The following is a 12,051-nucleotide window of genomic DNA, read 5'->3' as shown; positions in this document are numbered from 1 at the left end:
TAAAACCAATTAATAAAAAATAATTAAACGAAATGTCAGTATTAAAATTACAGCGACTGTTATCTTTTTTACTTCTTGTTTTTATTTCATATTCAAAGGCATTAGCTCAATTTGCAAACGGTGCTGATGTTGGCTGGCTTTCTGAAATGGAAGCTTACCACTATATATTCAGAGATAATTCGGGCAATCAAAAAGATTGCCTCCAGATTTTGAAAGAAAAGGGGATTAATGCTTTACGATTCAGAGTATGGGTTAATCCTTCAAATAAGTATTGTAGTAAGAGTGATGTGACTTATATGGCACAACGTGCAAAAAAAATGGGATTCGACGTAATGATTAATTTTCATATGAGTGATACCTGGGCCGATCCTGGTAACCAGAAAAAACCAGCTGCATGGGCTAAACATTCATATCAGGAATTGCTTAATGATGTTTATAACCATGTCTACGATGTATTAGATACACTTAAGTCTGTTGGCGTAATTCCCAAATGGGTTCAGATCGGCAATGAAACTAACGACGGGATGCTCTGGGAGGAGGGACGTGCTTCAACAAATATGAGTAACTTTGCTGGTTTTATTAAGAGTGGCTATAATGCTGTAAAGGCTATTGATACTACAATTCAAGTTATTGTCCATCTTTCTGATGCTCATAGAATTGACTTATATAGATGGATGTTTGATGGACTGAAAAATAATGGTGCAAAGTGGGATATAATAGGGATGTCGGTATATCCTTACTGGGCTAATTTGCCATGGGCTGTAGATGATAGCTTAGCTCTAATAACTATGAAAGAGATGATTTCGAGATATAATACTAAAGTTATGGTTGTAGAAACTGGTTATTTATATAATAAACCAATTGAAGCGAATAATTTTCTTATTGACTTAATTGAAAAAACAAAGTCTGTTGGAGGATTAGGTGTTTTTTATTGGGAACCCCAATCTTATAATTGGAGAGGTTATAAACTTGGAGCATGGGATCCAATTACAAAAGCACCTACTGTTGCTCTCGATGCATTTTTAGGGATAAAAGTTACCTCTGTCGAATCTGACAATGATAATATTCCCAATAACTATGGGTTAAATATTTATCCAAATCCTTTTAATTCCAGTACCACTATTATTTATGAAATTCCTGAGCCATCTAATACTTCCATAATTATTTATAATTTGCTTGGAAAAGAAGTAGAAAAATTAATTGCCACACACAAAAGTCCGGGTCGTTATCAAATAAACTGGTCTGCAAAAAATATCCCCAGTGGAATTTATTTCTGCAGGTTGATAACAGATAAACACTATGAAACAAAAAAGATTATCCTGCTTAAATAAAAAATTCCTGTTGATTTTTCTTTTCTCAATCGGAATCTGTAATCCTTATTACTCCCAGCACAACAGCGTCTATGTGGATAATAACGGTGTGTTGCGATGGAGTGAAAGTCATTCAGAAATAAGATTGTTCGGTGTAAACTATACGGCACCGTTTGCGTTTTCTTATAATGCTATGAAAAACCTCGGCATCGATATAAAAAAAGCAATTGAGATCGACGTTAAACACCTCGTTCGCTTAGGAGTCAAGGCATATCGAATACATATGTGGGATCGGGAAATTTCTGACCGAGAGGGGAATCTTTTGAACAATGAACATATTGAATTGTTCGATTATCTGTTGATGAAACTAAAAGAAAATGGTATCAAAATTATACTTACTCCAATAGCATGGTGGGGCACAAGATGGCCAATGCCAGATGTGGAAACTCCCGGCTTTTCGCAAATCTATACGAAGCAAGAACTACTGACAAATCCAGTGGCAAGAACTGCTCAAAAGAATTACCTAAAACAGGTAATTAATCATGTTAACAGATTTACCGGAATTTCTTATAAAGACGAACCTTCGATTATTGCAGTCGAAATTATAAACGAACCACATCATCCCGAGGATCCTGATGTTGTTACACAATATATCAACGAAATGTATGAGGTTTTAAGAGGCGAAGGATTTGCCAAACCAATTTTTTATAATATAAGCGAAAACTGGAGCAACACTCAGGCACAGGCAGTATCGAATTCAAAAGTCGAAGGGGTTTCTTTCCAATGGTATCCTACTGGACTTGTACACAATAAAATGTTGGAGGGAAATTATCTTTTTAATGTTGACGAATACAAGATACCATCAGAAACAATCACTGGTTTCGATCGAAAAGCAAAGATGGTCTACGAATTTGACGCTGCCGATATCGGTTATTCGTATATGTATCTTGCCATGGCGCGTAGCTTTAGAGAAGCCGGAATGCAATTTGCCACAGTATTCAGTTATGACCCCGCTCAGATTGCCTGGAGCAATACAGAATATCAAACGCATTTTATTAATCTTTTGTACACACCCAGTAAAGCTATAGGTATGATGATTGCGGCTAAAGCTTTTGAACTGTTGCCTCACAAAAAATCATACGGTAGATATCCCGAGAATAAAAAATTCGACGTCTTTCTAATTGATCAAAAAAATGACCTGGCTTTGATGAATTGCGACACAGCATTTTTTTATTCAAACAACACCGATATTAATCCCATTGCACCTGAAAAATTAAAACATATCGCCGGAGTTGGTAAATCATCTTTGGTTGATTACGAAGGGAATGGAGCCTATTTCCTGGATAAAATTGACAATGGTCTATGGAAACTCGAAATTTATCCCGATGCAGTATGGCTTAACGACCCATTCGAACAAACCAGTCTTAAAAGAGAAATAGCTCGTCTCTATTTTAAAAAACATAAGATTAAATTCAACCTTGGCCAATTAGGAAAAACTACAAGGCTTTATTCCTTTGAAGGCAATTATACTCTCCCCGATAGCTTCCAATCATTTCTCGTTCAGCCGGGAGTCTATTTATTGTCGAGTTATCCTCTGCCGGAAAGAGTTGTATTCGATTATTTATCTGACGCCCGCAATTTCCTTTCGGATATCTATATGCCTGATTACAGCAAAGAGAAAATAAATGTTTATAACCGCACCACGCCTGATTTAATTCCTGATGGAGTACACGAATTCAAATTTACTATTGCTTCGGAAAAAGAAGTTGTAAGTACCGAATTGTATGTGCGTAGATTGGGATGGCGGGGATTTAAGAAATTTAATTTGCAAAAAATTTCTGCCTACGAATATCGCCTGTCACTAAAAGATAATTTCTTCAGTCCAGGAATTTTTGAATATTGTATCGTTATCAATACCGAGGATGGTAAGCACGTTTTCCCGGGAGGAGGTACAGTTACACCCGAAGATTGGGACTTTAATCCTGGAAGTCTCTGGAGACTCGATATTACGGATTCATGCAATGCAATATTGTACGACCCTCTGCGAGATCGAAAAGATCTGGTGTTCCCTCATTTTGCAAAAAACATGAAATATACACTCGATTATAAAATGGGAACTACTTCTTCTTACTTAACGATAAATGTAAGCTACTCGGATAGTTCTTCTATGGCTTTTGGTTTTCAAAACAACATCGATTATTATCTCGATGAATCGAACTGTTATAACTATCTTGTACTTCACGGTTACACCGACAGCGCAGAAGAGAGTAAGATAAAGGTAAATTTACTTACGAACGACGGTGCGGTCTATTCTTACGATTTAATGATAGACAATCTTAAAAATGAATATAGAATACGACTTGAGGATTTTAAATTATCTGAAGCCTTACTTTTGCCAAATTCGTATCCACAGTTTCTACCCCGCAAAAGAAAAAGTATTAACACATCAAAGACATTAAAAGAGAACATCGGAAATTTGGTTTTTCTTCAGATCGAAAATATACCCACCACCACCGGCACAATTGAATTCAGTATTGGAAAGATATTATTAACAAAATAAACGCGGTAGATTGTCATGATTAAAAGTAACTTTAGTATCTATCGGGAAGAAATTCCTCAATCTAACTTATCGTCCGAAAGGTATAACGGAACTTCACTGTCAGTTTGTAAGGTTGTTAAAGACACAACCCGTGAAGGCTTCTCTGTTATCCCAGAATTGGGAGGCAGATTACACGAACTTTATCTGTCAAATGGCAAAAAAGTTCATCAGGTATTGCGCCGTTACAATCCTTTTTCAATCGAAAGCAGGGACGATTTATTTACCAATGCAAAAATGTGTCCCTATGCAGGCAGAGTTAAGAGCGGCAAATATATTTTCAATGGAAGAGAATACCAACTTCCCATTAATTATCCTGAAGAAGGTAATTCTTCGCACGGATTGATATTCGATAAACCGTTTAAGGTAGTTGATATGAAAAGCGACGAAAACTTTGCAGAAATTGCCCTCGATTACGAGTACAGAAAAGAAAACGAGGGCTACCCTTTCGATTTTGACATCAGAATTATTCATCGACTGGAAAAAGGGAAAGGCTATTCATCTTTAACTTCGATAATTAATTTATCGGATACTGAGATTCCCATTGCAGACGGCTGGCATCCTTATTTTGATTTGAATACAAATATCGATAATCTGAAACTACAGTTTGATTCTTACGAAATGATTATCACAGATGAAAATAAAATGCCTTCATCGAAGAAGAGATACGACGAATTCAAAACACTGAAAAAAATTGGTAATACTTTTTTTGATAATTGTTTTACAATTGTTCCTGAGAAGGGTGTGTTTAATACATTTCTTTTTAACGAAAAAGAAAACTTCCATCTTAAAATCTGGCAGGAATCGGGAAAAGATAAATACAATTATCTGGTTATTTATACTCCTCCAGACAGAAAAACAATAGCCATCGAGCCGATGACTTCTAACATCAATGCTTTCAATAACGGCGAAGGATTGATTATTCTGAAGCCGCAAGAATCATTCGAAGTTTCATTCGGTATAGCCACAGTTTAATTTTCAATTTTGAACCATAAACATTGCTTTTTCTCTTTCAATACATCTGTTATATTTGTAAGAAAAATGGGAGATAAGATGAAAAGTATGTTTATGGTTTTTTTGTTTCTTTTTGTGGGTTTAACGAAAGGACAGGAAAACGACATTATTAAACTGTCCGCACCAGAGATGGAGGGCGGGGTGCCATTGATGACAGCTTTGCATAAACGTGCATCGAACAGGACTTTCGACACTCTTTCTTTGTCGATGCGACAAATTTCAAATTTACTCTGGGCAGCTTATGGCATTAACAGACCTGAAACTGGTAAACGAACTGCTCCTTCTGCAATGAATTGGCAGGAGTATACGATTTATCTTTTCATTAAGGAGGGAATATTTATTTATGATGCAACAGATCATTCTTTAAAGAAAATCTTAAATGGAGACTATCGGAATTACTGTGGAGAGCAGGATTTTGTATCCGTTGCCCCACTAAATCTTGTTTACGTATCGGATTTTTCGAAAATGAAAAGTATCAACGATGATGAAATGAAATTGATTTTTACGTTAGCCGATTGCGGTTTTATTGCTCAGAATGTTTATCTCTTTTGTGCTTCTGAAGGACTGAGTGTTGTTGTAAGAGGATTGATTGATAAGGAAAAATTGGGTTCGTTATTGAAACTTAAACCGGAGGAGAAAATTATTCTTGCGCAAACGGTAGGATATCCGAAGAAATAGTATTTTTGCATTAAAAAGTTGCGAGGTTTTAAATGAGCAAATTCAAATATGTAATAAAAAGAAGTGGAGCTGTTGTTCCGTTTAATTTTGATAGAATTGCAAATGTAATTTATAGAGCTGCAGTTGCCGTCGGTGGCAGGGATAAAGAAAGAGCTCAATTCCTTGCAAAAGAAGTTGTAAAAGTAATGGAAGAAAAATTCGAAGAAGGTTATAAACCCCATGTTGAAGAGATACAGGATATAGTCGAAAAAGTTTTAATTGAAAATGGGCACGCGAAAGTTGCAAAGGAATTTATTTTGTACAGAGAAGAAGCAGCCAGGAGAAGGCGTGCGGATTCCAAACATTTTTCAAAACCTTCCGAGTTTATACCCTGGGCTAAAGTATGGCGTTCACTGGACTGGGCAGTTTCGCATAATCTTCATACAGTCGAAGCAGCAAACGAAAGAATCCGCAACGGAGAATTTCCTCATATAGTACACGAGGCAGAAACTGCATATGAGACCCAGCTCGATACAGCAGCAGAAATGATTAAGGAAAGAAGCAATGAACTCAAAATGGTTTTTGTAAGCGGTCCTTCTTCATCTGGAAAAACAACAACCACTCTTAAACTCGAGCAACGTCTCAACAAAATGGGAATGAAGTTTGTCCCGCTTATCGTAGACAATTATTTCTTTGATCTTGAATTACATCCCAAAGACGAATTCGGAGATTACGATTTTGAAACCCCTCAGGCGCTCGATCTTGAATTGATTAACGAGCATTTAATTAAACTAGCCGAAGGAGAGGAAGTTAAAATTCCATATTATGATTTTAAGGAAGGAAAGCGATATCTCGACAGAACGCCAATTAAAATTGGTAAAGACGAAGTGCTTTTAATAGATAGTTTACACGGACTCTACCCGGAATTTGCAAAAGGAATTCCTGCTTCTCAGAAATTTAAATTGTATCTCGAACCGCTACTACAAATGAAAATGCCCGACGGAAAGTATATCCGCTGGACGGATTTAAGGTTGATCAGAAGAATGCTGAGGGATTCCGTGCACCGGGCATACAATCCCGAACAAACTCTCCTACACTGGCACTACGTTCGCTCTTCTGAAAAGAGAAACATTTTACCATATTGCAACACAGCTGATTATATCATCAATACTTCAATGCCTTATGAGGTACCACTTTATCGCCCCAAACTTCTGGATAAATTTAGAGAGTGGGAAAAGAAATATGAAGGCGATCCCTTACGAGAAGATGCTTATGAGCGGGCTTCACGTGTAAGAAAAATGCTCGAATCGATTGAACCTGTCGAAGATGATTCTCCAATTCCGGGCGATTCTGTGCTACGAGAATTTATTGGCGGAAGTACGCTCAATTATCACTAAACAGATCAAAGCAGATAAAATTTTGCATTGCTTACAGTTTTATTATAATCGCTTAGTCGAAATGGATATTTATCAAGGGCAATACTTTTGTCCAGTTCGAATTGTTTTTTGCTATGTTGATTAAACCAATCTGTACGCCGTTTAAACTTTCTGCAATGTTGAAAATGCCGATAGTTAATCCATTCTGGCGATTGTAAACTTTGTTATAGGATGCAATCGAAATGCCTTTAAGGTCATTCACTTCGAGCCAGCCAGCTGAAAGATTTAAACCGGTTAGACTTTCTGCTTCAGTCTTGTATCCAACGATATTAATTCCCTTTATGTCGTTGCTGCTTACTATGGCAAGCAGAGATTGATTTAGTCCGTAGATCGAACCCTGGCTTACAATTGCAATACCACTAAAATTTAATCCTGAAATGTTTTCCTGGGAAACGAGAGCTAACGCCGATAGTGAAATTCCTTTAATTGATTTTTGTGATACAAGTGCCAATCCTCCAATGTTTAATCCCATCATCTCATCCTGGGCAACAAGTGCGAGGCCACCAAAATTCAAACCACTCAGTTTCCCATTTGCCACTGCAGCAAGCCCGCCAATATTAATTCCACTGATACTTCCGTTTGAAACAAGTGCAAGTCCTCCCAGATTAATGCCTTCAATAAAATCGTCTGATACAACTGCAAGTCCACCCAGATTAATACCCTTCATTCCTTCTTCTGCAACGGCGGCAGCAAGCCCAAATGTAATTCCGTTTAATTTGGAGGCAGCTGGAGCCAGGCCAATTGAAATGCCATTGACTGTTCCAGTAATGCTTTCACCAGGTTTCCAGAAGGTAATGTTTAATCCATTAATTCTGCCTAAATTACAATCGGAGGTGTTAAATCGTATTCCGTTCCAATCCTTTGAATTACCAAAACTAATTCCACCTCCATTAAAACCGATGTTTATAGCTTCATGCTTGCAGTAGATGGTATCGTTATCTTCCTGAGCAGAAAGAGCAATGAATGATATAAATATGAAAAAGAAAAACGATTTTTTCATAATCCTTCACTTAAAAAATTTTATGTGGCTATTTAGACTCGTATGATGTATGAAAGGTTACTCGTATTTGAAATAAAGTTTTTCGTGCAGAAATGGTATGATTGCTGTTTTTAACCCCTCGACGTATAATTCTTTTCTGTTCATAACGCCGCGAGTGAAAAATCCAATTGCTCCTTCTTTCTGTTTCGTATTTTCCTGATTTGTTAACTCATCGATAACTATGCCGAGTTCAATACCGTCGAGAAGTTTTTGAGTAATTGAATCAGGCAGCTCGAAGAAGGGAGACAGTCCGTAAGAAAATCTTTTGTTTGAATCGATAATGCACATACAACCAAATGCGAACCATCTATCATAAAGTTTTGTAATCCCGCCTTCAATACCCACATAAAAATTTGCTTTGCGGGGTGAATCGTTAAAAAGTTTATAGAGGTGAAAAGCTCTGTTGTAGGCACCGCGGAAGGTTTCGTCGCCTAAGGGCTGAGGATTTACCTCCGAAGGCGCGTCGTGCGATTCAATGTCCGGTTTGTCGAAGTAAATCGAAAAGACTTCCCTTGTTGCCTCGATTTTAACCGGATTTTTTGAGCCTACTACTACTTTCATCTTCGAGTTAAACTATTGAAAGCATTCTATCGATTGGAATGCGTGCTTTACGTGCAATCTCTTCGGGAACCTTTACCTCATATTTTTCTTGTAGGAGCGATTCGTACAATTTTTCGAGTGTTATCATTTTCATATATTCGCAAACAGACTCGTCGCTAATCGGGAAATAATTCGATTGCGGCTTAATTTTTTTCAATCGGTGGAGAATGCCGACTTCAGTTGCTATTACGAATTCATCGGCGTCGGATTCTTTTACGTAATTGATCATACCTTCGGTAGAAAAGATATGAATATTTTTACAATCGAAATAGAGCTGGGATTTCAACATACAGGATGTAGAACAGCCGCATTCGGGGTGAATCAAAAATTCTGCATTAGGATGCCTGGCGCGCGCGTCGTCGAAATTTAGATCACCAATTTTTTCGTGTACATGACAGGCTCCGTTCCATATTTCCATTTTTCTACCGGTTACAGTGCTAACATACATGCCCAGAAAACGATCGGGTAGAAAAAGAATTTTCTTCTCCTTCGGTATCGACTCGACAACTTTAACGGCATTTGAAGAAGTCACACAGTAATCGCTTTCAGCTTTTACTTCCGCTGTTGTATTAACATAAGAAACAACCACTGAGTCAGGGTGCTCTTTCTTCCAGGCTCTCAATTGTTCAGCGTCGATTGTCGAAGCCAGCGAGCAACCAGCTTCTAAATCGGGGATCAATACTTTTTTATTGGGAGAAATTATCGAAGCAGTTTCTGCCATGAAATGAACCCCGCAAAATACAATTATGTCTGCATTGGTTTTTGCCGCCTGCTGCGATAATCCGAGAGAGTCGCCTACAAAATCGGCTATGTCCTGTATCTCGGGTATTTGATAATTGTGAGCGAGTATTACAGCATTTTTTTCTTTTTTCAATTTATGGATTTCATTTATTAAGTCGTGCATTTTCGATCCTGTTATTTGTTTGATATTTTCATGCTGAGGTCCATTGCCTTAACAGAATGAGTGAGTGAACCGATAGAAATATAATCAACACCGATCGACGCAATTTTTTTTACCCTTTTCAAATCGACATTGCCCGAAGCTTCGGTTTTGCACTTCCCGTTTATCAAGCGTATTGCTTTTTTCATTTGTGAAATTGTCATATTGTCGAGCATTATAATATCGACGCCAGCTTCTATGGCTTCTTTCACTTCTTTTATGTTTTTCGTTTCAACTTCCACTTTATATTTTCTTCCGTATTTTTCTCGAACTCTACTAACAGCATTTTTAATTCCACCAGCAGCTTCAATATGATTGTCTTTAATTAACACCATATCATAAAGTCCGAAGCGATGATTTGTTCCTCCGCCAGCCTGTACTCCATATTTGTCGAGAATTCTCAAGCCTGGAGCAGTTTTACGAGTATCGAGTATCGTTACGTTTGTACTGGCAATAGTATCGATAAATTTACGGGTAATGGAAGCAATTCCAGAAATTCTTTGAAGAAAATTCAGAGCAGTTCTTTCACCCGAAAGCAATGCGCGCAAATTGCCGGTAACCTCTGCAATTTTTTGACCTTTTTTTACAGCTTCCCCTTCGACGACAAAATTTTTCCATTTTGAATTTGGGTCAAGTTTATTGAAGACTTCTTTTGCAATTGATAAACCGGCAATTATTCCGGCTTCCTTTGCATAGATTACTGCCACACCTTTTTGCATGCGTGGTACTAATGCATTTGTAGTTACGTCTTCTTTTCCGATGTCCTCTCTGAGAGCGTTCTGAATAATACGACTGACAATCTTTCTGTCCAATTTTTTCATCTCTTAAAGTTTCCTGAATTCTGGCGAGGTTTCTTTTTTGTGGACAATAGTTGCATTGAATTTTTCGTTCGGATATGGAAAGTCGGACCGTCGATGGCATCCGCGACTTTCTTCTCTAATTAATGCCGACTTGATAATCATGCCAGCCAAGTTTAGTAATCCATTTATTCGGCTACTGTAATATTCATTTCGATAATTTATGAATTCGTTACTAAGTTTTGTAATTTCTTTTAATGCAGAATTTAAAATTGCTTTGGATCTAAGTATTCCGGCATTATTCCACAATAATTCGGCAATTTTATTTTTAATATCGATGAATAACTCGGCTAGGTTTTCATCAACGTTGAAATCGATAACTTCAGGTTTGGAATAATCTTTTAAATCTTTGTCGTTTTTAACGGCGTAATCAACCACACGTTTACCGAATACAAGGCATTCAAGAAGTGAATTGCTGGCAAGCCGATTAGCTCCGTGTACACCTGTAGAAGCCGTTTCGCCAACAGCATAAAGACGACTTATATTCGTCCTACCGTTGATGTCAGTTTTTATTCCGCCAACAGTATAATGGGCAGCAGGAGCTATCGGAACGGGGTCTTTCGTTATGTCGACGCCGTATTTCAAAGCTTCGTTGTAAATGTGCGAAAATCGATTTTTGATTTTATCGGCATCGAGGTGATTCATCAATAAAAAGACGTTTTTTCTTTTCGTACGTTTTAATTCTTCATAAATAGCTTCTGAAACGATATCTCTAGTTGAAAGTTCCGATTTGTCGAGGTCCTGTAAAAAACGGAGTCCTTCGTGATTTACAATATAAGCGCCTTCTCCTCTTACGGCTTCGCTGATTAAGAATGTTTCTTCGCTGCCTGTATAAAAAGAAGTGGGATGAAATTGTATAAATTCGATACTTTCGATTTCTGCACCAGCATCGTATGCCAGATTGATACCTTCGCCAGTTGAGGTATGAGGATTTGTAGAAAACGAATAGACAGCAGAAAATCCTCCGGTTGCAAGTATTACCGATTTACCACTCAAATAAAAACTTTTTTTCTCATTATGATTATAGACATAAACTCCATGGCATTCGTTGTCAACAACATCGAGTTTGAAAACAAGTGTGTTTTCGAAAATTGTAATATTATTGTTGTTATAAATGAATTTGAGAATGAAATTAACAATTTCTTTTCCAGTTGCGTCGCCGCCTGCATGGAGTATTCTCTTGCGTGAATGACCACCTTCCAATCCAAAGCTAAGCTTACCATTTTCTGTGTCGAATTTCATTCCCATCGAAATTAGTTCTTTTAAGCAGTCAATCCCTTCGTTAACGAGTATCTCAACTGCTTCAACATTACAAAGTCCCGCACCAGCTTTTAAAGTATCTTCAATATGAAGTTGTGGCGAATCGTCGTCATTTAAAGCAGCGGCAATACCTCCCTGTGCAAGATAAGAGTTGCTTATTTCGATTGTAGTTTTTGTCAAAAGTGCAACAGTGCCATATTCGGAAGCTTTTAATGCAGAGTAAATACCGGCAAGCCCTGCACCGACAACAATGAAATCGTATTTATTCTTCATTTTATATAAATTTTATATACAAGATTCTAATCAGGTTATAATGGATGTGTCAATTCATTTTTAGTTGAA

General features: G+C 37.4%; 10 protein-coding genes. 5 read left to right on the top strand and 5 right to left on the bottom strand.

The window, feature by feature from the left end; genetic code table 11:
* The first annotated feature begins 32 nt into the window (after positions 1-32).
* The 5 genes from ACUN8G_RS03350 to ACUN8G_RS03330 all read left to right on the top strand — a co-directional run bounded on the left by ACUN8G_RS03350 (position 33) and on the right by ACUN8G_RS03330 (position 6,974).
* The gene (locus ACUN8G_RS03350) at positions 33-1,331 is read left to right on the top strand and encodes a T9SS type A sorting domain-containing protein (RefSeq protein ID WP_437345708.1); all 1,299 of its coding nucleotides are present in this window, start codon (positions 33-35) and stop codon (positions 1,329-1,331) included.
* The gene (locus tag ACUN8G_RS03345; RefSeq protein ID WP_437345707.1) at positions 1,300-3,870 is read left to right on the top strand and encodes a glycoside hydrolase 5 family protein; all 2,571 of its coding nucleotides are present in this window, start codon (positions 1,300-1,302) and stop codon (positions 3,868-3,870) included. Before ACUN8G_RS03350 ends, ACUN8G_RS03345 begins: the two co-directional genes overlap by 32 nt.
* 15 nt (positions 3,871-3,885) lie before the next feature.
* Positions 3,886-4,881: an aldose 1-epimerase gene (locus ACUN8G_RS03340; protein WP_437345706.1), complete on the top strand. Its 996-nt coding sequence runs from the start codon at positions 3,886-3,888 to the stop codon at positions 4,879-4,881.
* A gap of 78 nt (positions 4,882-4,959) precedes the next feature.
* A complete protein-coding gene (locus tag ACUN8G_RS03335) occupies positions 4,960-5,598 on the top strand; it encodes a SagB/ThcOx family dehydrogenase (RefSeq protein WP_437345705.1) in 639 nt (212 codons plus the stop codon).
* Between the two features lie 32 nt (positions 5,599-5,630).
* Complete coding sequence (locus ACUN8G_RS03330) at positions 5,631-6,974, top strand: uridine kinase family protein (protein ID WP_437345704.1); 1,344 nt, start codon at positions 5,631-5,633, stop codon at positions 6,972-6,974.
* 52 nt (positions 6,975-7,026) lie between these two features.
* Here the strand turns inward: ACUN8G_RS03330 and ACUN8G_RS03325 are convergent, their stop codons facing one another.
* Genes ACUN8G_RS03325 through nadB form a run of 5 tightly spaced genes read right to left on the bottom strand, consistent with a single transcriptional unit; the run spans position 7,027 to position 11,982 of the window.
* The gene (locus ACUN8G_RS03325) at positions 7,027-8,013 is read right to left on the bottom strand and encodes an LA_2272 family surface repeat-containing protein (RefSeq protein WP_437345703.1); all 987 of its coding nucleotides are present in this window, start codon (positions 8,011-8,013) and stop codon (positions 7,027-7,029) included.
* Positions 8,014-8,070: 57 nt separating this feature from the next.
* Positions 8,071-8,613 (bottom strand): inosine/xanthosine triphosphatase, encoded by a 543-nt coding sequence (gene yjjX / locus ACUN8G_RS03320; RefSeq protein ID WP_437345702.1) that lies wholly within the window; start codon positions 8,611-8,613, stop codon positions 8,071-8,073.
* Between the two features lie 7 nt (positions 8,614-8,620).
* Complete coding sequence (gene nadA, locus ACUN8G_RS03315; protein WP_437345701.1) at positions 8,621-9,556, bottom strand: quinolinate synthase NadA; 936 nt, start codon at positions 9,554-9,556, stop codon at positions 8,621-8,623.
* Between the two features lie 11 nt (positions 9,557-9,567).
* Entirely contained in the window at positions 9,568-10,413 is an 846-nt protein-coding gene (gene nadC / locus ACUN8G_RS03310) for a carboxylating nicotinate-nucleotide diphosphorylase (protein ID WP_437345700.1), read from the bottom strand.
* Positions 10,414-10,416: 3 nt separating this feature from the next.
* On the bottom strand, positions 10,417-11,982 hold the full coding sequence (nadB, locus tag ACUN8G_RS03305) for an L-aspartate oxidase (RefSeq protein WP_437345699.1): 1,566 nt from the start codon (positions 11,980-11,982) through the stop codon (positions 10,417-10,419).
* Between the last annotated feature and the right edge of the window lie 69 nt (positions 11,983-12,051).

Source organism: Melioribacter sulfuriphilus, assembly GCF_052656625.1.
This window is presented reverse-complemented; position numbering and strand designations above follow the sequence as displayed.

What these genes read in the sequence shown, in the direction of transcription:
- ACUN8G_RS03350 (WP_437345708.1), top strand. Translation starts at nt 33, where the DNA reads ATGTCAGTATTAAAATTACAGCGACTGTTATCTTTTTTACTTCTTGTT.
- ACUN8G_RS03345 (WP_437345707.1), top strand. Translation starts at nt 1,300, where the DNA reads ATGAAACAAAAAAGATTATCCTGCTTAAATAAAAAATTCCTGTTGATT.
- ACUN8G_RS03340 (WP_437345706.1), top strand. Translation starts at nt 3,886, where the DNA reads ATGATTAAAAGTAACTTTAGTATCTATCGGGAAGAAATTCCTCAATCT.
- ACUN8G_RS03335 (WP_437345705.1), top strand. Translation starts at nt 4,960, where the DNA reads ATGAAAAGTATGTTTATGGTTTTTTTGTTTCTTTTTGTGGGTTTAACG.
- ACUN8G_RS03330 (WP_437345704.1), top strand. Translation starts at nt 5,631, where the DNA reads ATGAGCAAATTCAAATATGTAATAAAAAGAAGTGGAGCTGTTGTTCCG.
- ACUN8G_RS03325 (WP_437345703.1), bottom strand. Translation starts at nt 8,013, where the DNA reads ATGAAAAAATCGTTTTTCTTTTTCATATTTATATCATTCATTGCTCTT.
- yjjX (WP_437345702.1), bottom strand. Translation starts at nt 8,613, where the DNA reads ATGAAAGTAGTAGTAGGCTCAAAAAATCCGGTTAAAATCGAGGCAACA.
- nadA (WP_437345701.1), bottom strand. Translation starts at nt 9,556, where the DNA reads ATGCACGACTTAATAAATGAAATCCATAAATTGAAAAAAGAAAAAAAT.
- nadC (WP_437345700.1), bottom strand. Translation starts at nt 10,413, where the DNA reads ATGAAAAAATTGGACAGAAAGATTGTCAGTCGTATTATTCAGAACGCT.
- nadB (WP_437345699.1), bottom strand. Translation starts at nt 11,982, where the DNA reads ATGAAGAATAAATACGATTTCATTGTTGTCGGTGCAGGGCTTGCCGGT.